The 24,563-nt window shown below is 47.5% G+C and carries 14 protein-coding genes; 10 read left to right on the top strand and 4 right to left on the bottom strand.

Features of this window, described 5'->3' with window-relative positions; genetic code table 11:
- Positions 1–34: 34 nt before the first annotated feature.
- Together rlmN and B5Z18_RS18760 are read right to left on the bottom strand one after the other, a co-directional pair.
- A complete protein-coding gene (rlmN, locus tag B5Z18_RS18765) occupies positions 35–1,078 on the bottom strand; it encodes a dual-specificity RNA methyltransferase RlmN (RefSeq protein ID WP_079471037.1) in 1,044 nt (347 codons plus the stop codon).
- Between the two features lie 148 nt (positions 1,079–1,226).
- Positions 1,227–3,158, bottom strand: a complete 1,932-nt coding sequence (locus B5Z18_RS18760) for a M23 family metallopeptidase (protein ID WP_079471036.1) — start codon at positions 3,156–3,158, stop codon at positions 1,227–1,229.
- A gap of 200 nt (positions 3,159–3,358) precedes the next feature.
- On the opposite strand from B5Z18_RS18760, the gene B5Z18_RS18755 reads away from it, so the two are divergent.
- Positions 3,359–4,558: a thiolase family protein gene (locus tag B5Z18_RS18755; protein WP_079471750.1), complete on the top strand. Its 1,200-nt coding sequence runs from the start codon at positions 3,359–3,361 to the stop codon at positions 4,556–4,558.
- Positions 4,559–4,638: 80 nt separating this feature from the next.
- Here B5Z18_RS18755 and B5Z18_RS18750 read toward each other — a convergent pair whose 3' ends face one another.
- Positions 4,639–5,220 carry an RNA polymerase sigma factor gene (locus B5Z18_RS18750; RefSeq protein WP_235015960.1) on the bottom strand — a complete coding sequence of 194 codons (582 nt, stop codon included), beginning with the start codon at positions 5,218–5,220 and terminating at the stop codon, positions 4,639–4,641.
- A gap of 286 nt (positions 5,221–5,506) precedes the next feature.
- On the opposite strand from B5Z18_RS18750, the gene uvrA reads away from it, so the two are divergent.
- Positions 5,507–8,326, top strand: coding sequence for an excinuclease ABC subunit UvrA (gene uvrA, locus B5Z18_RS18745; protein WP_200817305.1), 2,820 nt, complete (start codon positions 5,507–5,509; stop codon positions 8,324–8,326).
- A gap of 79 nt (positions 8,327–8,405) precedes the next feature.
- Here uvrA and B5Z18_RS18740 read toward each other — a convergent pair whose 3' ends face one another.
- A complete protein-coding gene (locus B5Z18_RS18740) occupies positions 8,406–8,846 on the bottom strand; it encodes a DUF4293 domain-containing protein (protein WP_079471035.1) in 441 nt (146 codons plus the stop codon).
- A gap of 145 nt (positions 8,847–8,991) precedes the next feature.
- Between B5Z18_RS18740 and B5Z18_RS33080 the strand changes: the two genes are divergently transcribed.
- From B5Z18_RS33080 to aspS, 8 genes are all read left to right on the top strand, one after another.
- Entirely contained in the window at positions 8,992–11,307 is a 2,316-nt protein-coding gene (locus B5Z18_RS33080; RefSeq protein WP_079471034.1) for an NADP-dependent malic enzyme, read from the top strand.
- A 209-nt stretch (positions 11,308–11,516) separates the two neighbouring features.
- A complete protein-coding gene (locus B5Z18_RS18730) occupies positions 11,517–12,548 on the top strand; it encodes a hypothetical protein (RefSeq protein ID WP_079471033.1) in 1,032 nt (343 codons plus the stop codon).
- Positions 12,549–12,610: 62 nt separating this feature from the next.
- Positions 12,611–13,354, top strand: a complete 744-nt coding sequence (locus B5Z18_RS18725) for an MlaE family ABC transporter permease (RefSeq protein WP_079471032.1) — start codon at positions 12,611–12,613, stop codon at positions 13,352–13,354.
- A gap of 2 nt (positions 13,355–13,356) precedes the next feature.
- Positions 13,357–14,172: an ABC transporter ATP-binding protein gene (locus B5Z18_RS18720; protein ID WP_079471031.1), complete on the top strand. Its 816-nt coding sequence runs from the start codon at positions 13,357–13,359 to the stop codon at positions 14,170–14,172.
- 218 nt (positions 14,173–14,390) lie between these two features.
- The gene (gene sucD, locus B5Z18_RS18715) at positions 14,391–15,278 is read left to right on the top strand and encodes a succinate--CoA ligase subunit alpha (RefSeq protein WP_079471030.1); all 888 of its coding nucleotides are present in this window, start codon (positions 14,391–14,393) and stop codon (positions 15,276–15,278) included.
- Between the two features lie 145 nt (positions 15,279–15,423).
- Positions 15,424–21,447 (top strand): alpha-2-macroglobulin family protein, encoded by a 6,024-nt coding sequence (locus B5Z18_RS18710; protein WP_079471029.1) that lies wholly within the window; start codon positions 15,424–15,426, stop codon positions 21,445–21,447.
- Between the two features lie 74 nt (positions 21,448–21,521).
- On the top strand, positions 21,522–22,556 hold the full coding sequence (locus B5Z18_RS18705; protein WP_159454357.1) for an NAD(P)/FAD-dependent oxidoreductase: 1,035 nt from the start codon (positions 21,522–21,524) through the stop codon (positions 22,554–22,556).
- Positions 22,557–22,700: 144 nt separating this feature from the next.
- The gene (gene aspS / locus B5Z18_RS18700) at positions 22,701–24,452 is read left to right on the top strand and encodes an aspartate--tRNA ligase (protein ID WP_079471027.1); all 1,752 of its coding nucleotides are present in this window, start codon (positions 22,701–22,703) and stop codon (positions 24,450–24,452) included.
- Positions 24,453–24,563 lie beyond the last annotated feature (111 nt).

Raw genomic sequence — 24,563 nt, 5'->3', positions numbered from 1 at the left:
TGCGTGCATGACCAATAGGAATATTGTTATAGTATCAGCCTTTATTGGCGAGTTGTCCGCATGCCGCATCGATATCTTTACCACGGCTGCGACGCAATCTTGCATTCACCCGGTTTTTGGCAAGATATTCCATGAACTCTTCTGCTTTTTTGGCGTCCGGTTTCTGGAACCGGGCCATATCAATCGGGTTGTATTCGATGATGTTTACCAGATCAGCGGGAACCTGCCTGTATATTTTAATCAGCTCATCAGCATCTTCTTTTGAGTCGTTAAAATCTTTGAAGAGGATATATTCGAAAGAAATTTCGTTTTCAGTAGCCTTGTAGAAGTAGTTCAGCGCGTCTATCAATTCCTTGAGGTTGTTGGAATCGTTGATAGGCATAATTTCACTGCGTTTCTTGTCATTGGCGGCGTGTAAAGACAGTGCCAGGTTAAAGCGTACTTTATCGTCGCCCAGCTGGCGGATCATTTTGGCCACGCCGGCGGTAGAAACGGTAATACGTTTTGGCGACATGCCCAGTCCGTCGGGGGAAGTGATACGCTCAATGGCCTGTAATACATTCTTGTAGTTAAGCAGGGGTTCGCCCATGCCCATGAACACGATGTTGCTCAGCTTCTTGCCGGATGATTCCAGGGCTTGCTTATTCAGCAGCGCCACTTCATCATAAATTTCATCGTAGTCGAGGTTGCGCTTGCGTTCCATGTAGCCGGTAGCACAAAACTTGCAGCTCAGGCTGCAGCCTACCTGTGAGGATACACAGGCGGTTTGCCGGCTGTCGGTCGGAATCAGCACACCTTCTACCAGGTGATTATCGTGTAAGCGGAAACGGCTTTTGATGGTACCATCATTGCTTTGCTGTACGGTATCCACCTTTACAGCAGGAAGGGAAAAATGCTCCGTTAATTTTTGTCGTAATTCTTTAGAGAGGTTGGTCATTGCCTCAAAACTATCGGCATGCCGCAGCCAAAGCCACTCGTATACCTGTTTTGCACGGAAAGGCTTTTCGCCTATTGACCCGAAATATTCCTGTAAAGCCGGTAAACTTAAATGCCGGATATTTTTATTGTCAGACTTCATTATCATTAATTGAGCAGTTGGCTGCCTTACGGCAGTCGGAAAGTAACGGCAAAGATACGTAATATTGGCGTACTGACAGAATGTCCTTTAAAACTGAATGCCACAGCCGTTTCCAGCTGTGGCATCCGCTTATAAAGGCGTATTCGGCTTATTTCATCCAGATAGCGGCAAAATGGGAGGAATTGTCGTATCCCTGGATCCTGAACAGCCGGTATCCCTGGGCCGTCAGGTCGGTGAACTTAGCCTGGTAGTCGGACGGAGTCATATTCATATACGAATAGTACGCCTTGTTCTTAGGCCACCAGAGCCCACCTACGTTATTCTGGCTCCCGTTTTCCTCGATGTTTACATTCACTGTCATCAAACCTGCTTTATTTAATTCCTCGAACTTCTTTGTAAAGTCGTTGGTATTCATGCCATAATACATGTAAAACCCTCCGGGATTGCTGCTGCCAAATACCCCGGCATGGTAGCGTTTACCACCGGCATAGTATACTACGTGCTCGGTTACGCGCATTTTCTGCTGTTCCACGTAGGTTTTCCATTTGGCGGCGTATACTTCATCTGTGGCATTGTGTACGGCGGCAAAGTTTTCATTGCCTCTTTTCTGCCAGATAGCGGTAAACAATGGATTACCGGCGTTATCGTTGGTAACGGAGATCTGCCGGGGAATATATCCTTTGCCATAATATTCGTCGAAGTACTGCTGGTACTGGGTGCTGTTCATGTTAATGCGGCAATACCAGGCGCCGGGAAGTCCCTGCTGGAAAGAACCGGATGCGAGGTACTGGTTACCGGATTTATGTACGCTCAGCGTTTGCAGTGCCATGCCCATGCCGGTATAGTAGCCCCAGTATTGGGTGATATACTGCACCGGTACATTGTGGAAAGAAGGATAGAAAGGTGCAAAGAAGCGGTTAAATCCGCCGTTGGCGCCTATTTCATAGCAGGAGCTGTTGCTGCTTTCTGAAGTAGCATACACGCCATAGGGATCTACTTCCATCCAGTCGGCGCCAGTACCGGGACTTTTCACCCAGAGCATAAAATGCAGGTGGTTGTTGCCGGTATTGGGATTGGTAGGGGTGCCGTCCTGGTTAAGTCCCCAGCCGGCGCCACCAAAGCCCGTGTTACCAGCCCAGGCAATTTGCTGGCCGGCGTATACATAATCTCCTGCTTTTACTTTCAGCTTTTGGGCGTTGGTACCCCACAGTAATTGTGACGGGTTGGGCAGGTTGGCAAATTTTTTATACTTGGTATCGCGGGCGTCTTTGTCGTTGGGGTCATTCACTTTAATGACTTTTGCGTTCGCCACATCATGATCAAAACCGCCACGGAGGTGGAAGTAGCCGGTGCGATAGGATGTTCCGTCTGCTGCTTTGTGTTCTATGATCACCACATTTCCGAAGAACGGGTCCCACATGGCGGTTACTACTTTTCCGGCGGCGGAAGCGTATACGCCAAAGGTTGGATCGATGCCAGGGCCATAGGCGTCGCTGGTTTTGAGGTAATCCACTGAGCCGTGGCCATTGCCGTTATCATACTTCCAGGCGCCTGCCGGATACACTTTGCTGTTGGTATACGGGAGGAAGAAAGGAACTTTGGGCGACAGGCTGCTGGCAAAGGTGCGTGCATCGTTTTCGTTGCTGAACACCGCTGCGGGAGAGGCGTACATCAGGCTTTTATTGGCTACTTCATCTTTGATGGAATAGCTGCAGCAGCCGATAGTTACGGTCGGAGGCGTGCAATAGAGCGGTGCGTTCACTTTTTTAACGGTGATCACTTTGTCCGGCAGCAACTGGAGGTTATCGATATTGATTTGCCGTGCGGTGGTGTTGTCCGCAGCCAGGTTCCATTTAGGGGCGGCGCGGAGGTTTCTTACGTTTACGGCGCCACGGGGTGTTGCTACCTGCCGGGAAGGTTCCGTGCCTTCCATGATTTTGGCAGTGGGTTTAATGGGTCTGTACAAAAGTTCGGAGAGGTTCGCCTCATTTTCACCCGCGGGTTGTTGGGCTTTCACAATTACAGGTGTAGTGCTGAGCAAACAGATTGCCAGCCACACCACGCTACTTAGGTGTTTCATTTTGGGGTTATTTTTTGATAGAATTAATGACAGCGGCAAAACTAGGCCCGGCAAGGGGAGGAGTCAAGCAACAATTACTGAAAGGCGGGAATCCGGTTATATCTGGCGGTTTTTGCGAATTTCTGTGCAAAAGGGGCGTTATGTTTTATTGGTTGAGTTGGCGGGATGTGTTTTATTTGCATATAAACCAAAACAACCACATGCAAGTTGCATATATTGTAGATGCGGTGCGTACGCCGATAGGCCGTTACGGGGGCGCATTAAGTACCGTCCGCCCGGATGATCTGCTGGCTCATCTGCTGAAGGCGTTGATGGAAAGAAATCCTTCTCTCGATCCTGCTGTAATAGAAGATGTAATTGCCGGCGCTGCCAACCAGGCCGGTGAAGATAACCGGAATGTGGCGCGTATGGCCGCATTGCTGGCTGGTTTGCCGGTAACTGTTGCCGGTAATACTGTAAATCGTTTATGTGCTTCCGGTATGCAGGCGATCATGGATGCCGCCCGTGCAGTGATGTGTGGTGAAGGAGACGTGTACCTGGCCGGTGGCGTGGAAAGCATGACCCGTGCGCCTTTTGTGATGAGTAAATCCGACGGTGCTTTCAGCCGTAAAACTGAGATGTATGATTCCACTATTGGCTGGCGTTTCACCAATAAAAAACTGGCCGATATGTATTATCCTTTTTCTATGGGAGAAACCGCAGAAAATGTAGCGAACCAGTGGAATATTGGCCGGGAGGAGCAGGACCTTTTTGCGTTAAGAAGTCAAACGCTTTACAGGCAAGCCCTGGATGCCGGTAAATGGCAGGATGAAATTATCCCGGTGCCCATCACTCCCAATAAAGAAGAGCAGGTGATTTTTTCTAAAGATGAACATCCGCGCGATACCACACTGGAGAAGCTCGCCGGCTTACGTCCTGCATTTGCAAAAGGCGGCTCGGTTACGGCCGGTAATTCTTCCGGTATCAACGATGGCGCAGCTGCGGTATTAATTGTATCTGAAAAGGCATTGAAGCAGTTTAATCTTCAGCCGCTGGCGCAAATAAAAAGTATGGCTGTAGCGGGAGTAGATCCTTCAATTATGGGGATAGGCCCGGTACCGGCATCAAAGAAGGCCTTGCTGCGCGCGGGCATCACGGCGGACCAGCTGCACCTGGCTGAACTGAATGAAGCGTTTGCGGCACAGTCGCTCGCCTGTATGCGCGACCTGGCATTAAATCCGGATATCGTGAATGTAAATGGGGGCGCTATTGCTATTGGTCACCCGCTGGGGTGTAGTGGTGCGCGGATTACGGCTACGCTGCTGCATGAAATGAAACGAAGGGAAGGAGCTAAATATGGTTTGGCTACCATGTGCGTAGGAGTAGGGCAGGGCGCTGCTATGATATTTGAACGTTTATAAAAACAGGCTTTCCCTAAAATAGCGAGCGGTCGGACATTACATCCGGCCGCTCGTTGCTGGCAAGCAAAAAAAAGGGTTCCTCATAGACAGATTTGTTTCTCCGTCATCATTTTCCGGAGATTGATCAGACCATAACGCATCCGACCTAGTGCGGTATTGATACTCACTTGCGTGAGATCGGCAATTTCTTTAAAGCTTAATTCGGCATAGTGTCGCAGGATAATTACTTCCCGCTGTTCTTCCGGCAGCATGTCCAGCATTCTGCGAACGCGGTCATGACTCTGACGGGTAATGAGCTTTTCTTCTGCACAGCTGTCGCTGAAGCCCAGCACATCAAAGATGTCTTTGTCATCTCCGGTCCTGATCATTGGTGTACGCTTGATCTTCCGGAAATGATCCACACACAGGTTATGCGCAATGCGCATTGCCCAGGGTAAAAACTTTCCCTTTTCAGTATAACGTTCGGCCCTGATGGTGTCAATAATCTTAATGAAGGTGTCCTGGAAAATATCTTCCGCGAGGAATGAATCTTTCACCAGTAACAGGATAGAAGTGAACACCTTATCTTTATGACGGTGAACCAACTCTTCTAATGCGGAAGAATGCCCCTTTTTAAAGAGGGTAATCAACTGCTCATCGCACAATTTGTACATTACTTGCATAAACTTCTACAACTAGGCGGGTTAGTAAATAATTACAGACTTTACAGCCAGTTTGGTTGTTTTAATTAAGTAGAGTTTAAGCGATATTGAACAGTTTTAGTTAATGATGATTTTTGGATTGTCCAGCGAGATAGATCTGGTCCTATGCAAATATAAAAGATTAGTTCAATAAAACAAATAATAAAAAATCGCTTTCAGCGCATAGGTATTAGCTTTTAGCGTATTGCGGACATCTGTAAAAAGCAAGCCGCCGAACTAACATCTTTTCCCTTAAATTTGTTCTGTCATGGCAACAAAAGTAAAGAAACAAACAAGCATAATTGATCCTCAGGAAGTTAGCCCACAGGACCATATTTTCATAAAAGGAGCCAGGGTACATAATCTTAAGAATGTAAGCGTCTCCATTCCCCGCAGTAAGCTGGTAGTTGTTACTGGTGTGTCCGGTTCCGGGAAATCCTCCCTCACTATGGATACGCTGTACGCGGAAGGCCAGCGCAGGTATGCGGAAAGCTTAAGTTCTTATGCCCGTCAGTTCCTGATGCGGATGAACAAACCGGATGTAGACTACATCAAGGGAATTTGTCCCGCGATTGCGATTGAGCAGAAAGTGATTACCCGTACGCCCCGTTCTACCGTGGGATCGATGACGGAAATTTATGACTATCTGCGGTTGCTGTATGGAAGGGTGGGTAAAACCTATTCCCCCATCTCCGGAAAACTGGTAAAAAAACATGAAGTAAGTGATGTGGTGGATTATATCACAAAACTGAAAAATGGCACAAAAGTGTTACTCCTTGCTCCCTTCCGCAGGCATGCCAAAAGAGAGGTAAAAGAAGAACTGAACATCCTGGTGCAGAAAGGCTTTTCCCGTTTATACATGCCCGGTAGTGAAGGCTCCGGACTGGTACGTATAGAAGAACTGCTGGAACAGAAGAAAATAACGGTTCCCGATAATGCATGGGTGCTCATAGATCGTTTGGTAGCAAAGGATTTTGAGGAAGATGATAAACATCGTATAGCCGATAGCGTACAAACCGCCTTTTATGAAAGTGAAGGCGATTGCTACGTGGAAATTGATGGTAAGGAGATGCAGCATTTTGCCAACCGCTTTGAACTGGATGGTATCCAGTTTGAAGAACCGGTACCCAACCTGTTCTCTTTCAATAATCCATATGGCGCATGTCCTACCTGTGAAGGTTTCGGACAGGTGCTGGGCATCGATGCCGACCTGGTGATCCCCGACAAACGGTTAAGCGTATTTGAAGGCGCCGTAGCCCCGTGGCGCGGAGAAAAAATGGGCGAATACAAAGAAGCGCTCATTAAAACCGCGCGCAAATTTGGTTTCCCGGTGCATAAGCCCATCGCAGAACTTACCGATGAACAGGTGAAATTACTCTGGACGGGTAACGAACACTTTTACGGGTTGAACGAGTTCTTTAAAATGGTGGAACAAAACCTGTATAAGGTGCAATACCGCGTGTTACAGGCCCGCTACCGTGGACGCACTGTTTGCCCGGATTGTGGCGGCGGACGTTTACGCAAAGAAGCACTTTATATAAAAGTAGGCGACCGCAGTATTGCCGAACTGGTAGATATGCCGGTGTCTAACCTGAAGGAATGGTTCGACAACCTGCGACTCAATGAGTTTGAACAACAGATCGGAAAGCGTATCCTGCTTGAAATTAATCACCGGATTAAAACCTTACTGGATGTAGGTTTAGGATACCTTACCCTGAACCGTGTGGCCAATACCCTCAGTGGTGGCGAAAGCCAGCGTATTCAGCTTACCCGCACCCTGGGAAGTAACCTCACCAATTCCATGTACATTCTTGATGAGCCCAGCATAGGACTGCATGCGCGGGACACCCACCGCCTGATTGCGGTACTGAAAGAATTGCGCGACCTCGGTAATACCGTGGTGGTAGTGGAACATGATGAGCAGATGATGGAGGAAGCCGACTATATCATCGATATGGGGCCACTGGCAAGTCACCTGGGCGGTGAAGTTATTTTTGAAGGCACCTATCCGCAGATCTTAAAAGATGGTAAAAGCCTTACCGGTAAATATCTCAGCGGCCAGTTTACGATTGATCCGCCGGCGAAAGTGCGTAAATGGAAAAAAGCAATTACCGTTGAAGGCGCCCGTCAGCATAACCTGAAAGACATTACCGTTGATTTTCCTTTACAGGTATTGACCGTGATCAGTGGTGTGAGCGGATCGGGTAAAACCACGCTGGTTAAACAAATCCTGTACCCGGCCCTGATGAAGCTGAAAGGTGAATTTGCAGAAAGGGTAGGAAATCACAAAGCGCTCAAAGGTGCGCTGGACGACGTTACACAGGTGGAAATGATTGACCAGAACCCAATCGGAAAATCGTCGCGTTCCAACCCGGTAACTTATATCAAAGCGTATGATGAGATCAGGGATCTGTATTCCAAACAGCCACTGAGCAAGATGCGCGGCTTCCAGCCAAAACATTTCTCCTTTAACGTTGATGGTGGCCGTTGCGACGCATGTAAAGGCGAAGGGGAAGTGATTGTGGAAATGCAGTTCCTGGCAGATGTACATCTTACCTGCGAAAGCTGCGGTGGTAAACGCTTTAAAGACGAAGTACTCGAAGTAACCTATAAAGGGAAAAATATTTACGAAGTACTGGAAATGGGAGTAGACGAAGCGCTGGACTTTTTCAAAGAAGAAAAGGATGTGTGCAATAAAATACGCCCGTTGAGCAGTGTGGGACTGGGATATGTAAAACTCGGACAAAGCAGTGATACACTGAGTGGTGGCGAGGCACAGCGTGTGAAGCTGGCGTCTTTCCTGGGTAAGGGAAAAGCCCAGGGACACATCCTGTTTATTTTCGATGAACCTACCACCGGCCTGCATTTTCATGATATTAAAAAATTGCTGGACTCCTTCAATGCCCTTATTGAACAGGGACATACCGTACTGGTCATTGAACACAACCTGGATGTGATCAGGAGTGCCGACTGGGTAATTGATCTTGGGCCTGAAGGGGGTGCTGGTGGCGGTAATTTACTGTATGCCGGCGTGCCGGAAGGATTAAAAAAAGTAAAAGAAAGTTATACCGGGAAGTTCCTGAAATAAGGGATATACATCTAAAAAGCCATTGCATTTACATCTGTAAACGCAATGGCTTTTTTATGTAGAGGAACTTGTATCCTGATTATCTTAGTCTGTCCAGTGATTTGATCAGTTTCTCATCTTTATAAATTCCCCTGGCTGCGAGGAATAAAAGTATGATGACAACGATAGGTAAGAAAGATGCAGGCAAATAAGACGCCGAGGTAATGGTAATGCCGCCGGTGTTCAGTTTATTAGCCGTTTGCTGTACCACATAATATTGATATGCCAGCGCTCCGAATCCAAAAAGAATGTTAAATATTGTCAGCCGGAACTGCAGTTTACGTTTCTTAAAAAGGAAAATAGTGACGAGGGCCAGCAGGATAATAATGATGTACAGTACAAACAGGAGATAGTTGCTGGAAGCGTTTACAGATTGTTTTACGCCATTGGAAAGGGTAGCTCTCCACAAATCGAAAGACAGAGCAGCAGCGCCCGCGGCGGCAGCCAATAGCAGATAGAGACTCTGGATGCGTTGTATCATGATATTTACGAATGTTTAACGCTGTAAAAGTAAGTAATTTTAATGGTTAGCAGGCGTAATTATGAGAGGATATCCCACTATTTGGGTGGCTGCCCTTAATTCAATACTTCGTATATTGCACGCCCAATAACAATCTTATATTTATATGGCAAAGAAACTGAATAAGCAGGATGCGTTGGATTATCATGCAAAGGGCAGGCCGGGCAAAATAGAAGTCATACCTACGAAAGACACAAAATCACAATGGGATCTCTCACTCGCATACTCTCCCGGAGTGGCAGAGCCATGCAAAGAAATTTTCAATGATGTAGAAAACGTTTACAAATATACCGCGAAAGGCAACCTGGTGGGCGTTATCAGCAATGGTACCGCTGTATTGGGCTTAGGAGATATTGGCCCTGAAGCCGGTAAACCGGTGATGGAAGGGAAAGCAGTATTGTTTAAAATATTCGCTGATATTGACGTATTTGATATAGAACTGGATGCAAAAGATCCGGATACCTTTGTGGCCGCTGTAAAGGCGCTGGAGCCTACTTTCGGGGGTATCAACCTGGAAGATATCAAAAGTCCGGAGTGCTTTGAAATCGAGGACCGGCTCAGGAAAGAACTGAAAATTCCGATCATGCACGATGACCAGCATGGTACGGCCATCATTTCTTCTGCCGCATTGCTGAATGCACTGGAACTGGTAAAAAAGAAAATAGAGAAAGTAAAAATAGTGGTAAATGGCGCAGGAGCCGCTGCTATGGCTTGTGTAAAGCTGTATGTGGCACTGGGCGCCAAACCGGAAAACTTTATCATGTTTGATAAAGACGGCGTATTGAATAAAGACCGCCAGGATCTTTCCGACAGACATAAACAATTCACTACCAGCACGAAAGTTAAATCACTGGCAGAAGCCATGAAGGGAGCAGATGTGTTCCTGGGCTTATCTGTAGGTAATGTGGTGACAGCCGAAATGATCAAGAGCATGGCTAAAAGCCCGATCGTGTTTGCAATGGCAAACCCCGATCCGGAAATTGCTTATGAAACAGCCATCGCAGCACGCCCGGATATTATCATGGCTACCGGCCGTTCCGATTATCCCAACCAGGTGAACAATGTACTGGGTTTCCCTTACATTTTCCGTGGGGCCCTCGACGTGAGAGCCACACAGATTAACGAGGCCATGAAACTGGCAGCAGTAAGGGCTTTGGCCGATATGGCAAAGTCGCCGGTACCCGATATCGTGAACCTGGCCTATAACGAAAGAAATATTTTCTTCGGACCGAAATATATCATTCCTAAACCATTGGATCCACGCCTGCTCAGCACCGTAGCACCTGCCGTAGCTAAAGCAGCAATGGACAGCGGCGTGGCGCATCACCCCATCACCGACTGGGAAGCATACCGGAATGAACTGAATCACCGCCTCGGACTGGATAATCAGCTCTTCCGGGTGATCGGTACCAAAGCCCGCCGCGATCCGAGGAAAGTTGTGTTTGCGGAAGCAGATAACCTGAAAGTGCTGAAAGCCGCACAGGTAGTGAATGACGAAGGCATCGCCTACCCGATTTTATTGGGTAATGAAGCCCGTATCCGCGAACTGATGCTGGAAAACGCCATCGAAATTGATGATGTGGTGATCATAGATCCGAAGAGTGAAGAGATGAAGGAAATGCGTCACCGCTTTGGAGATCTGTTTTTCCAGAAACGCCAGCGCAAAGGGCTGAACCTCTACGAAGCGCGTAAAATTATGCGCGAACGTAACTACTTTGGCTGTATGATGGTGGAAACCGGGGAGGCGGATGCGCTCATTTCCGGCCTGACCCGTAAGTACCCCGATACCATCCGCCCGGCCCTGCAGGTAATCGGTATGGAAGAAGGCGCGAAACGCGTAGCCGGTATGTATATCATCCAAACCAAACGCGGACCTTTGTTCCTCGCGGATACCACTGTCAACTTCAACCCTACGGCGGAAGAACTGGCGGATATCACCATGATGGTAGCGAAGGAAGTAAAGCATTTTAATATGACGCCGCGCATTGCCATGCTGTCGTATTCCAACTTTGGCAGCAGCCAGACGCCGGAAGCGCAAACCATGAGCAAAGCCCGTGAAATAGTAAAACAACGTGATCCTTCCCTCATTGTAGATGGAGAAATCCAGGCAGCAATGGCTTTCAATAAGGAAATTCTGAAAGATAATTACCCGTTCACGGAGTTACTGGAAGAAGAAGTAAACACCCTCATCTTCCCTAACCTGGCCGCTGGTAATATCGCTTATAACCTGTTGCAGGAAGTGGCCGGATTTGACGCCATCGGTCCTATCCTGTTGGGAATGAAGAAGCCGGTGCATATCCTCCAGCTGGGCAGTACGGTAAGACAAATTGTTAACATGGTGAACATCGCCGTGGTAGACGCCCAGGAGAAATGCTGCAGAGAGCAGAAAGAAGAGAAGGGCAAGAAGAAGAAAAAGAAGTAAATCGCCTTCGGCGATGCGGATTTTGTCTTTCTCAGGATTAAACTGATTTTACTGATTTTGTTTTTCAGATTTTTAAAAGATTTGGGGAGATATAAGCGAATATACCCGCTTATATCTCCCCGAATCTTTTAAAATCAAAAGTGATCAAATCCCTAAATCAGTAAAATCAGTTTAATCCTGAGAAAGACAAAATCCGCTATATTTATCCTATGCAAACTATTTCCCGAAAGAAGATATTTTTTCCGATCAACTCCGCTTTCCGCAATTACCTTAAAATGTATGAGCGGGAAGTGAAGCTGCCTATATCTTACGAGGAGCTGCGGTATTATGATCAGGCAATATCGGTGTACGACAAGGAAGGGAAAGATACTTTGTGGGAAACCGTTTTTTATCCCCAGAGTATGGTAGGATCTATCCACGCAGGGTTAAAGCGGGTGTACTCCATTCTGAAGGCCGGTGGCGACCAAACAGCGGAAGAGCACCTGCATATTGAGCGGATCGACTACTGCACATTTGGGAATTCCCATCCTTTCCGGATTAAGATTGTCAATAATTACAACGAAGTATACGACTATTTTTATATCAAGATTGCCGATGCCTCCCGTATTTACGGCCTGGAACTGGAGCATATTCTATCTCCCTACTGGATGAACTTCCTGATCGATGGTAATACCCTCGTGGAAGAACATATTGCCGGGGTGCCGGGCGATCAGTTTATTCTGCATTACCTGAACAGGCCCGAATTTAACCCGAAACGTATCGCCAAGGAATTTGTAAAGTTCAATGAACGGTGCTTTGTACGGCTGCTGGGCGACATGCGTTCCTATAATTTCATTTTTGATATTACCCCGGATTTTGATGATGTACAGTTCCGTATCCGCGCCATTGATTTTGACCAGCAGTTTTACGAAGGCAGGCGTACTTTATATATGCCGCAGTACTTTAAAGAGAACCGGGTATTTGTGGACCTCGCCATTAAACATCTCAATGCAGAAGTAGTAAAACAGTATCAGCAGGAAGAACGTGCGGTAATTGCCCGTCGTATTAAAGTGCAGCGGCACCGCATTAAAGACCTGCGGGATGTGATCATGACCGACCGCGTTTCTTTCCCCGAAAAGATCCAGCAGCTGGGGGATGAGCTGGCGGAATATTATCATGATGCCGTATTTTCCCGTTGTAAAACGATGGGGGAGATTATTGAGCGTAGCCTGAAGCGTTTGCTGGTGAGTAGTTTACGTTAAGCCCTGCATTAAATCTTAAATTAGGATATGATTGAAAAAATCCTTCCTATCTTTGATCAGTTATGGAGTTCAAATTCTTCTATCATTTCGGAAACTTCCTGCTCATGCTCAAAGGCATGTTTTCCCGCCCGGAAAACATGAAGATGTACTGGAAGCAATTTATGCAGCAATGTGTGGATATCGGCGTAGGGTCGTTTGGGATAGTATTTATTATTTCCCTGTTTATGGGAGGGGTAACTACCTTACAAACGGCGTATCAGCTGGTAAGTCCTATCATTCCAAAAAGTACCATCGCACAGGTGGTAAGAGATACTATTATCCTGGAATTTGCGCCAACGCTTACCTGTATTGTACTGGCGGGCGTAATCGGATCAAAAATAGCCTCAGAACTGGGCAACATGCGGATATCTGAACAAATTGACGCCCTGGAAATTATGGGGATCAATACCAAAGGATACCTGATAGCGCCTAAAATTATGGCCGCAGTGCTGATGATACCGGTACTGGTAGCCATTGCGGGTTTCCTGGGTATCTGGGGTGGCAAGGAAGCAGGTGAGCTTTCGGGCATTATTTCTTCCGAGCAGTTTATGCAGGGGCTCCGGCAGGAGTTCAAGGCATACAACGTATTTTTTGCGATGGCCAAATCCTATACTTTCGGATTTATTATTGCCAGCGTATCTGCTTATTACGGCTATAACGTAACCGGTGGCGCACTGGAAATAGGTAAAGCCAGCACTACTGCCGTAGTGGTAAGCTGCGTGCTGATATTATTCATGGACTACGCATTAACGGCCATATTACTGTAATCATGATTGAACTGCAAGACATAAGAAAGGGTTTTGGGGATAAGGAAATACTGAAGGGCGTATCAACAATAATGGAACCCGGTAAAGTAAATCTCATCATTGGCGCCAGCGGTAGCGGTAAAACCGTGATGATGAAGTGCATTGTAGGACTGATGGGGGTGGACGAAGGTAAAGTACTGTACGATAAACAGGACTTTACCGCGATGGATGAAAAAGAGAAGAAGGTAATACGCCAGGAAATAGGCATGCTGTTCCAGGGTTCCGCTCTGTTCGACAGTATGACCGTTGAACAGAATGTGATGTTTCCCCTGGAAATGTTTGGCAAAGGCACGCTGAAAGAGAAAAAAGCCAGGGTAGCGGAGTGCCTCGAAAGGGTACAGCTGAAAGAAGCCGCTAAAAAGTTCCCCGCTGAAATCAGCGGCGGGATGAAGAAAAGGGTGGGCATTGCCCGCGCTATTGTGCTCAACCCGAAGTATCTTTTCTGCGATGAGCCCAACTCCGGTCTGGACCCGCAAACCTCCCTGCTTATTGATAAGCTCATTACAGAACTCACCCAGGAATATAATATCACAACTGTTATTAACACCCACGATATGAACACCGTAATGGAAAGCGGCGACCATATTGTATATATGTACCAGGGCCAGAAGCAGTGGGAGGGTAGTAATAAAGATATCGTATTCAGCAAGGACCAGAAATTAAACGACTTCATTTTCGCCTCCGAGTTCCTGCGGGAAGCAAAAGAAATGCGGCAGCTGGAATTATTTAAAGACGGAAAGTGGCGGGAGCAGCTGAAAAAGGAACAAGGGGAACAGTAAAGTATATGATTATCAGTAAAAAAGATAATATATAGTATTTAGATCTGTTATTATTGGCACTGCTGGCTTGCGAACACTCCTTATTTATTGCCAATTATTTTCGAAACCAATTGGTAGCTTTATCTTAAAGGCACTAAATTGCAGAATTATGGAAATCGGCTTATTTTTGCCGTCCAGAAGAATCAGACATATAATATTAAACCAATAAAACAAGCGCGATGAGTGTTTTAGTTAATAAGGATAGCAAAGTGATTGTTCAGGGATTTACCGGTACTGAAGGTACTTTCCACGCTACACAGATGATCGAATATGGTACCCAGGTAGTGGGTGGTGTTACACCCGGTAAAGGTGGCAGCACGCACCTGGAACGCCCGGTGTTCAACACGGTAGCCGATGCAGTAAAGGCAACCGGTGCAAATGTTTCTATCATTTTTGTACCTCCTGCATTTGCAGCTGACGCAATCATGGAAGCTACCGAAGCTGGTATTGCTCTGGTGGTATGTATCACAGAAGGTATTCCTGTACAGGATATGATCAAGGCGAAGAATTTCCTGCAGGGTACAACTACCCGCCTCATCGGACCAAACTGCCCTGGCGTTATCACCGCAGATGAAGCTAAAGTAGGTATCATGCCTGGCTTTATCTTCAAAAAAGGTAAGATCGGTATCGTATCCAAATCCGGTACTTTAACCTATGAAGCAGCTGATCAGGTGGTAAAAGCCGGCTTAGGCGTTTCTACCGCCATCGGTATTGGTGGAGATCCTATTATCGGTACCCCTACCAAAGACGCTGTGGAACTGCTGATGAACGATCCTGAAACAGAAGGTATCATCATGATTGGTGAAATTGGTGGCAGCATGGAAGCAGAAGCAGCCCAGTGGATCAAGGCAAACGGTACTAAACCGGTTGTTGGTTTCATCGCCGGCCAAACCGCGCCTCCGGGACGCCGTATGGGTCACGCAGGTGCTATCATTGGTGGTGCTGAAGATACCGCCGCTGCAAAAATGAAGATCATGGCAGAATGTGGTGTTCACGTAGTGGAAAGCCCTGCCAACATTGGTAAAACAATGGCAGAAGTATTAAGCAAAGCAGCAGTCCTGGCATAATTATCTGCCGGTAAAATTATATAAGGTGAAAAGTGAAGGAGATCTATTCCAACACTTTTCACCTTTTTTGTTCCCCTTTATGGAAACCATGCCCGCACCGGCATCCTCAGTAAAAAAAGTAACTTACTGTAAATAACGATCCTATATGCGTTTATTCATTGGAATATTCATTGTTTTAATCTTTAGCAGCAACAAGATGATGGCCCAGTTCAACTACGATAACTCCTGGAAGAAAATTACCACGCTGGAAGAAAAGGGATTGCCTAAATCGGCCCTGGAAGTAGTCAATGACATTTATGCCCACGCTGTAAAGGACAAGGCTACGGCACAACAAATCAAAGCGCTCATCTACCAGATGAAGTACAACGCGGAGATCAACGATAGCAGCACCCTGCTTAATATGCAGAAAATAGACGGAGAAATCACTGCTGCTACCGGCGCACAGAAGGCCATCCTCCAAAGCATCAAAGCCGAAATGCTGTACCGGTATTTTCAGAATAACCGGTACCGGTTTTATAACCGCACCGCCATTGCCGGCGATGAAGGAACGGATGTAAGCACCTGGGGGGCCGACCGGCTGCACCAGGAAATTACTGCCGCCTACCAGGCGTCGCTGTCCAGCCGGGACATGCTTGAAAAAACAAGCCTCACGGCCTTTGAACCTGTTATCGTTAAAGGGACTACCCGGCAACTACGGCCAACCCTGTACGATTTGCTGGCCCACCGCGCCCTGGATTATTTTAAATCGGGAGAAGCCACCATTACCAATCCCACCAACCAGTTTGAACTTAACGACCCTGCCGCCTTTGCGCCTGCCGCTACTTTTGCCGCGCATCACTTCACCAGCACCGATAGTGCTTCCCTGCAATATCAGGCCCTGTTGATCCTGCAGGAACTGATCCGCCTGCATGCCGGCAATAAAGCCGCGTTGCTGGATGTGGATGTGGAAAGAGTTGCCTGGATGAACCAGGTGGCAGTAACGGAAAATAAAGATGCGCTTTACCTCCAGGCGCTCGACCAGATGGCGTTGGCCTACGCCGGTGAAAAAGAAGTGACTTCCGTCATGGCAATGCAGGCTTCTTATTACATGCAGAAAGGAGAGGCTGCTGAGGACGACAAAGGAGATAATATCAGGAAAGCGAAAGCCATTTGCGAAAAAGCAGTAGCACTGGCTCCTAAATCTACCGGAGGTGTGTCCTGCGCTTACATGCTGGACCAGATCAGCGAGCAATTCCTGGAGCTGGCAACAGAAACCGTGAATGTTCCGGAGCTGCCATTCAGAACCCTGGTAAGATATAAGAATCTTAATAAGATCTATCTGCGCGTTTTTAAAGTGGATGAAGCCTTCCTGAAGCTGTTGCGCAAGGCACAGAGTAACTACCGCGACCAGGCCAATACCTACTGGCAGCTGATGTTGTCGCGCTCCACCATAAAATCATGGGAACAGGCCCTGCCCGATCCGCAGGATTATATCACCCATAAAGCAGAAATTAAAATAGACGCCCTGCCTGCCGGCCATTATATGTTGTTATCCAGTGCGGATCCGCAGTTTGCCCTGAAAAACAATCCTATGGCCATGCAAATGACCTGGGTATCCAATATAAGCTATATAGAAAACGGCAACACGTATTATGCCCTGCATCGTACCACTGGTAAACCTTTGGCTGGCATCAACCTGCAATTACTGAGAAATAAGAATAACAATAATACAGAAGAATGGGTACTGGTGGAAAACCTTACCACCGGTAACGATGGCCGCGTAAAGTCTGCTCCACTCAAGCAAAATAATAACCTGCGGCTGCATTGGAAAAATGGACAGGATGAGTTGTATATCGACTCACACAGTTACTATTATACCAACTATGAACGAGAGGAAGAACCAAAGGCACAAACCTTCCTGTTTGCCGACAGGAGCATTTACCGCCCCGGACAAACCATTTATTTTAAAGGGATTGTTTTAAAGAAACGCATCAATGAAACCGGTAGCGATATACTCACTAATTACAAAACCACCTTGTCGTTGTACGACGCCAATGGTGATAAAGCAGACTCAATTAAAGTAACCACCAACGAATTCGGCGCCTATTCCGGGAAATTTATATTGCCGGAAGGCCGCATGAACGGAGGTTACAGCCTGAGAGATGAGGATGGCAACGGATACCTCGCTTTCCAGGTAGAAGAATACAAGCGCCCTAAATTCTATGTGCAGTTTGATACCATAAAAAGCACTTATCGTATAGGAGACACCGTTACTGCCAATGCCAAAGCCCTGGCCTTTGCCGGTAACAATATCGACGGCGCCAAAGTAACCTACCGCGTAGAGCGACAGGTACGTTATCCTTACCCATGGTTATTTTATAAGATAGCCGCGCCGTATGGTTCCTCCCGTGAAATTGTTCATGGAGAAACAACTACCGACGCCAACGGCGCCTTCCGTGTACAGTTTCCCGCACTCAGCGACAAATCTGTAGACCCGGCCACCAAACCGGTATTTACCTACGTAGTACATGCAGATGTAACAGATCTTAACGGCGAAACCCGCAGCGGTGACCAATCCATCAGCGTGGGCTACCAGTCGATGGAAATTGTGGTGAATGCGCCGGACCGCCTGCAACAAGACGATTTTAAGGAGCTGAAGATCTATTCCCGCAACCTGAACGGCGCCTTTGAACCTGCGAACCTTACTGTGCAGATAAAACCGCTCACTCCTAACAAGCGCCTGCTGCGTCCCCGCTATTGGGAAGCGCCTGATCAGTTTGTAATGGACGAAGCCAGTTACGTACAGGCGTTCCCGGTAGATATCTACAAGGCAGAAGACGACCGTAAAAACTGGCCCTGCCAGGCGGCAGTGATCCAGCAAACCATTGCCGGTAACCCGGAAGGAAAAGTAGTGCTGGACACCAAAAAACTGGCCCCGGGATTTTATGAACTGGAGGTAAGTGCGAAAGACAAGAACAACGAATTGGTGGTGCAGAAAACAACTTTCGAGTTGATAGACGTTCATCCGAAAACATTACCGGCTCCGGCATATTTATGGTCGTATCCTTCTTCTGCTGTGGTGTCGCCGGGTAAAACGGCCACCATCCTGCTGGGGTCTTCTGCGGGTAATGTACACCTGATTCAAACAAAGAAAACGGTAGTTGCGCCCGAAGTACTTTCCACATTGGAACTCTCCGGTGTAAAGCAGCTGGAGTTCCCTGTAACAGAAAACGATCGCGGAAATATATCGCTGGCGTATGTGTTTGTAAAAGATAACCGGGTATTTACTGTTGAACCAACGGTAACGGTCATCTGGGACAACAAAGATCTGCAAATAAAGCTGGGCACCCATCGTGATAAATTATTACCGGGAGAAAAGGAAAAGTGGACCGCACAGATATCAGGTTATAAGAATGAAAAAGTAGCCGCTGAGATGCTGGCCTCTATGTATGATGCATCCCTGGATGAATTCATACCACACAAATGGTATCAGCCGGCTATCTATCCTTATGTAAATAATATACTGAGGTTCAACGGCAGGGAGAATTTCAAAATGGATGTATCCACAGGACTGTATGACCACGAGGGGAAAGCGCATCCTACTGAGGAAAAGACTTATGAAATGCTGAACCTGTTCGACTGGAACATGATGGATGGCGCCGGCAGACAACGGATCCTGATAAGGGGGGCTGCAGGCACAAAAAGAATGAAGGCCTCTGCAGCGGTAGGTGGCATAGCAGTGCAGGAAATGGCCCCCGCTCCGGCAGCAGCACTGGCTGACGACAGAATTACTGATACAGCCCCCGCTAACAAAACTGCCGGAGAAAAAGAGCCGGCACACGGAGAGGAACCTACTGCTCCTTCTATCCGTAAAAACTTCCAGGAAACAGCTTTCTTCTTCCCGGATCTCCGCACAGATAAAGACGGCAATATCACCTTTGAGTTTACCGTTCCGGAAGCCCTTACCAAATGGAACTTCCAGGGCCTGGCACATACAAAAGAACTCGCTTTTGGTTATACCAGCACCAGTATTGTTACGCAGAAAGTGCTGATGATCCAGCCCAATACACCCCGGTTTGTACGCGAAGGAGATAAAATGGAATTCACGGCTAAAGTGAGCAACCTGTCCGACTCCCAGCTGATAGGCCAGGCACACCTGGAACTGCTGGATGCCACTACCATGCAACCAGTGGATGGATGGTTCCAGAACATTTTCCCGCTGCAACACTTTACTGCCAAAGCAGGACAAAGTACTGTAGTAACCTTCCCGATCCAGATCCCGCACGGATTCCAGAGTGCGCTCATATACCGGGTTACCGCACAGGCAGGAAACTTCAGCGATGGAGAAGAAAATGCATTGCCGGTGTTAACCAACCGGATGCTGGTGACAGAATCGCTCCCATTACCGGTTCGCGGAGATGGCAAACATGACTTTACCTTCGGTAAATTACTGCACAGCGATTCTTCCCAAACAATTGTACAGCATGGCGTTACTGTGGAGTATACCAGCAACCCTGCCTGGTATGCCGTACAGGCATTGCCTTACCTGATGGAATTCCCGTACGAATGCGCCGAGCAGGTATTTAACCGCTATTATGCCAACGCATTGGCTACACATATTACCAACGCCACACCCGGTTTAAAAGCCATTTTCGATAAATGGAAGATTACTGATACCGCTGCGTTACAAAGCAACCTGGCAAAGAATGAAGAACTGAAATCAGTGTTGCTGCAACAAACACCGTGGGTGCTGGAAGCAAAAAATGAAACACAGCAGAAAAAGAATATCGCCCTGCTCTTTGATCTGCAACGCATGCAGAAGGAAAAAAAATCTTCCTTAAATCAACTGGCGGCGAAACAATTGCCGGATGGCGCTTTCCCCTGGTTTACCGGTATGTGGAAAGACCGCTTCCTCACACAATACATTGTTGCAGGCTTAGGTCATTTGCAGCAGCTTACAACAGAAAAAGATCCGCTGGCTACCGACATGGCGTTGAAGGCCATCGACTATCTCGATAAAGAGCTTGATGCAGATTATTATAAGTTAATCAAAGCAAAAGCTAACCTGAAAGAAGAACAGATCGACCAGATACAGATCCACTACCTGTATGCCCGCAGCTTCTTCGACAAACCCATACCAGCTGCTATGAAGAAGTCGTTTGACTTCTACTACGCACAACAGCAGAAATACTGGACAAAGCAAAGCCGCTATGCACAAGGCATGATTGCGTTATCGCAGTTTAAAAAGAACGACCTGATAACGCCGGCGGCTATATTAAAATCGCTGAAGGAAAATGCCATGAGCAGTAAAGAAATGGGTATGTACTGGAAAGATGTAGCCGGTGGTTACAACTGGTACCAGGCGCCTATTGAAACACAGGCATTGCTGATTGAAGCCTTCCAGGTGGCAGGGAAAGACGCCGATGCAGTGGCGGATATGAAAACCTGGTTGCTGAAAAACAAACAAACCAATAACTGGCATACCACCAAATCTACTGCAGATGCCTGCTATGCTATGCTGCTGCACGGCAGTAACTGGTTGGCCGCTTCTCCGGAAGTAACTATACAACTTGGAAATACTACCGTGAAACCCGCCGCCACAGAAGCAGGTACCGGCTATTTTAAAGAAAGGATAGACGCCAAAGCAGTAAAGCCGGATATGGGCAACATCAGTGTAACGGTGAGCGGCAGCAAAGGACAACCTTCCTGGGGCGCCGTGTACTGGCAGTACTTTGAAGACCTCGATAAAATTACCGCCGCCGCCACACCACTGGTGCTGGAAAAAGAACTGTTCAAAGAAGTGAACAGCGACAAAGGACCGGTGCTTACCAAAATCACCGATGGCAATGAGCTGAAAGTAGGAGATAAGGTGAAGGTGCGGATCGTATTACGCGCCGACAGGCAAATGGAGTACATCCACCTGAAAGACATGCGGGCGGCCTGTTTTGAGCCTGTCAATGTAATCAGCGCCAGCAAATGGCAGGATGGGTTAAGCTACTATGAAAGCACCCGGGATGCCTCCACAGATTTCTTCTTCAGTTATCTGCCCAAGGGAACTTATGTGTTTGAATACTCGTTGTTTGTTACCCACCAGGGTAAATTTTCCAACGGTATCAGCACCGCCCAGTGTATGTATGCGCCGGAGTTTTCGGCACATAGCAGCGGTCTTAATGTAAAAGTAACCGAGTAAATTATTGCCATATAGTTTCAGAAGGGTTGATGGACATCTCCATCAGCCCTTTTTTTATTGCTATTTTTGAGGATATGAGGAAAGCAGATTACCTTATCATAGGGCAGGGAATTGCAGGAACCATGTTAAGCTGGTTCCTGTTACAGGCAGGAAAAAAAGTAATTGTTATCGATGATGCCAAGTCCAACAGCGCTTCCAGGGTGGCTGCAGGGATCATTAACCCGGTATCTGGCCGCAGGTTTGAGCCAGCCTGGATGTATGACACTATTTACCCTTTCGCAAAAACTACCTACAGGGAGTTGTCGGATTTGCTGCAAGTACCGGTTTTTACGGAGCGTGAGCTATGGACAGTTTTTCCTTCGCTGCAGATGCGGGAAGCCTTTCTGAATAAAACTACCGGTAATGAATATACGGAGTTGCCGGCGGCATTGAAATATGAAGCCTTCCTGGATCAGCCTTACGGCGCGGCTGTTGTACATGGCGCTACGGTGAATCTCCGTACCTTATTGCCGGCTTACCGGCAGTATTTACAGGCGCAGGAAGCGCTGCTGGAAATTCACCTGGATGTGGCCGGCCTGGAAATTTCGGAAGAAGGAGTTACCTATAAAGATATTACCGCCAGTAAAATTATTTTCTGCGATGGGGTAGGTACTACCGGGCTTCCTTTTTTTAAGGAGATAAAATTTTTGCCCAATAAAGGAGAAGTATTGCTGGTGAAGATACCAGGGCTGGAAACCGGGGACATTATAAAGAAAGGGATTACGCTGGTGCCGCAGGACAATGGATTGTTCTGGGCGGGGTCTTCTTTCGTGTGGGATTATGAAGATGACCATCCAACGGCAAAACAGCGGGAAGTGCTGGAGAAGAGCCTCGTACAGCTGTTAAAGGCGCCTTATGAAATAGTGGACCAGTTGTCGGCAGTGCGGCCATCGGGAAACGACCGTCGCCCGATAGCCGGTTTTCACCCGGCATTGCCGTCTGTCGGACTATTTAACGGGCTTGGAACAAAAGGCTGCTCGCTGGCGCCTTTTATGGCGGCTCACTTCAGGGATGTGCTGGTTGCTGATGCGCCACTGATGCCGGAAATAGACCTCAGGCGATATTTTTAACATACATCGGGCACAAAATGCCCGATCCAAACCGTATCTTTGCCCCCCTTATGGGTATAAGTGAACAACTGGACAGTGGTCGCCAATTGATGATTACTTGTCCCGTAATTCAACCATAAAACTAACTAAATCAATTATTTACGCATGTATAGGACGCACACTTGCGGGGAATTACGAATGGAACAGGTGGGCCAGGAAGTAACTTTGGCCGGATGGATACAGACAGTAAGAAAGTTTGGCAGTATCAATTTTTTTGATCTGCGAGACCGTTATGGTATTACTCAATTGCTGTTCGGCGAAAGCCTGAATGCAAAACTGGACGCACAGCCGCTGGGCCGTGAATTTGTAATCCAGGTAAAAGGTACTGTAACCGAGCGTTCCAATAAAAATAAAAACATCCCTACTGGTGATATCGAAATCACAGTGAGCGATTTTACCATCCTCAACGCGGCTAAAACACCGCCGTTTACCTTGCAGGATGATACCGACGGAGGAGATGAGCTGCGGATGAAATATCGCTTCCTTGATCTGCGCCGTAATATTGTAAGACAAAACCTGGAACTGCGCTACCAGGTAGGACGTGCTGCACGTAACTACCTGCACACCGCTGGTTTTATGGATATAGAAACGCCTTTCCTGATCAAATCTACCCCGGAAGGCGCCCGCGATTTCGTAGTGCCCAGCCGCATGAACCCCAACGAGTTCTATGCACTGCCACAGTCGCCGCAAACCTTTAAGCAATTGCTGATGGTGAGTGGATACGACCGTTACTACCAGATCGTAAAATGCTTCAGGGATGAGGATCTGCGCGCAGATCGCCAGCCGGAGTTTACACAGATCGACTGTGAAATGAGCTTTGTGGACCAGGAAGACATTCTGAGCACCTTTGAGCATATGCTGAAGCATATCTTCAGGGAAATAAAAGGAATCGAGTTCCCGGATGCTTTCCCACGGATGACCTTCGACGATGCGATGGAATATTATGGTAACGACAAACCGGATATCCGCTTTGAAATGAAGCTGGTAAACCTGAACGATACCGCAAAGAATAAAGGCTTTAAAGTATTTGATGATGCAGAACTGGTAGTGGCTATTGCTGCCAAAGGTTGTGCTGAATACACCCGCAAGCAGCTGGATGAACTGACCGACTGGGTAAAACGTCCGCAGATAGGCATGAGCGGGCTCATCTATGTCAGGTATAACGCAGATGGTACACTGAAGAGCTCTGTGGATAAGTTTTTTGACGAAGAACAGCTGAAGTTATGGGCGCAAAAATGTCAGGCGCAACCCGGAGATCTCATCCTGGTGCTGGCTGGCAAGGAAGAGCGTACCCGTAAAGCTGCCAGCGAACTCCGCCTGGAAATGGGTGAACGCCTCGGTTTACGCAACAAAAACGACTTTAAACCGTTGTGGGTTATAGACTTTCCGTTATTTGAATACGCCGAAGAGGAAAACCGCTGGGTGGCCCGTCACCATCCGTTTACGTCACCAAAGCCAGAGCAGATTGCCCTGATGGATGATCCTTCACAATACGCTAAAATTAAGGCTAACGCCTACGATATAGTTTTAAACGGCACAGAAGTAGGGGGTGGTTCTATCCGTATTTTCCAGCGCGACCTGCAGCAGAAAATGTTTGCAGCCCTGGGAATGAGCAAGGAAGAGGCAGAACATAAATTTGGCTTCCTGTTAGGTGCATTTGAATATGGTGCACCGCCACATGGAGGCATTGCCTTTGGATTTGACCGCCTGTGTTCGCTGTTAGGTGGCAGTGAAAGTATCCGCGACTTTATCGCTTTCCCGAAAAATAATTCCGGACGCGATGTAATGCTGGATGCACCCGCTGCAATAGACCAGGTACAGCTTAACGAATTGAAGATCAGTCTGGTAAAGCAATAGTTCAGTACAGCTGCCACCAGTTAAATGGCAGAAGCTGCTATTGCCGGCATGGTCTTTGCAAAAGAGAATGCTTTTGTCGCTAAAATCCCCTTTGATATGGCAAGGTGCCGC

It is taken from the genome of Chitinophaga ginsengisegetis, assembly GCF_900168065.1.
Classification (GTDB): domain Bacteria; phylum Bacteroidota; class Bacteroidia; order Chitinophagales; family Chitinophagaceae; genus Chitinophaga; species Chitinophaga ginsengisegetis.
This window is presented reverse-complemented; position numbering and strand designations above follow the sequence as displayed.

Coding starts and splice junctions, on each gene's coding strand:
- B5Z18_RS18710 (WP_079471029.1), top strand. CDS start 15,424: ATGCGTTTATTCATTGGAATATTCATTGTTTTAATCTTTAGCAGCAAC.
- B5Z18_RS18755 (WP_079471750.1), top strand. CDS start 3,359: ATGCAAGTTGCATATATTGTAGATGCGGTGCGTACGCCGATAGGCCGT.
- B5Z18_RS18725 (WP_079471032.1), top strand. CDS start 12,611: ATGGAGTTCAAATTCTTCTATCATTTCGGAAACTTCCTGCTCATGCTC.
- rlmN (WP_079471037.1), bottom strand. CDS start 1,078: ATGAAGTCTGACAATAAAAATATCCGGCATTTAAGTTTACCGGCTTTA.
- B5Z18_RS18730 (WP_079471033.1), top strand. CDS start 11,517: ATGCAAACTATTTCCCGAAAGAAGATATTTTTTCCGATCAACTCCGCT.
- B5Z18_RS18740 (WP_079471035.1), bottom strand. CDS start 8,846: ATGATACAACGCATCCAGAGTCTCTATCTGCTATTGGCTGCCGCCGCG.
- uvrA (WP_200817305.1), top strand. CDS start 5,507: ATGGCAACAAAAGTAAAGAAACAAACAAGCATAATTGATCCTCAGGAA.
- B5Z18_RS18750 (WP_235015960.1), bottom strand. CDS start 5,220: ATGCAAGTAATGTACAAATTGTGCGATGAGCAGTTGATTACCCTCTTT.
- B5Z18_RS18760 (WP_079471036.1), bottom strand. CDS start 3,158: ATGAAACACCTAAGTAGCGTGGTGTGGCTGGCAATCTGTTTGCTCAGC.
- B5Z18_RS18720 (WP_079471031.1), top strand. CDS start 13,357: ATGATTGAACTGCAAGACATAAGAAAGGGTTTTGGGGATAAGGAAATA.
- sucD (WP_079471030.1), top strand. CDS start 14,391: ATGAGTGTTTTAGTTAATAAGGATAGCAAAGTGATTGTTCAGGGATTT.
- B5Z18_RS33080 (WP_079471034.1), top strand. CDS start 8,992: ATGGCAAAGAAACTGAATAAGCAGGATGCGTTGGATTATCATGCAAAG.
- B5Z18_RS18705 (WP_159454357.1), top strand. CDS start 21,522: ATGAGGAAAGCAGATTACCTTATCATAGGGCAGGGAATTGCAGGAACC.
- aspS (WP_079471027.1), top strand. CDS start 22,701: ATGTATAGGACGCACACTTGCGGGGAATTACGAATGGAACAGGTGGGC.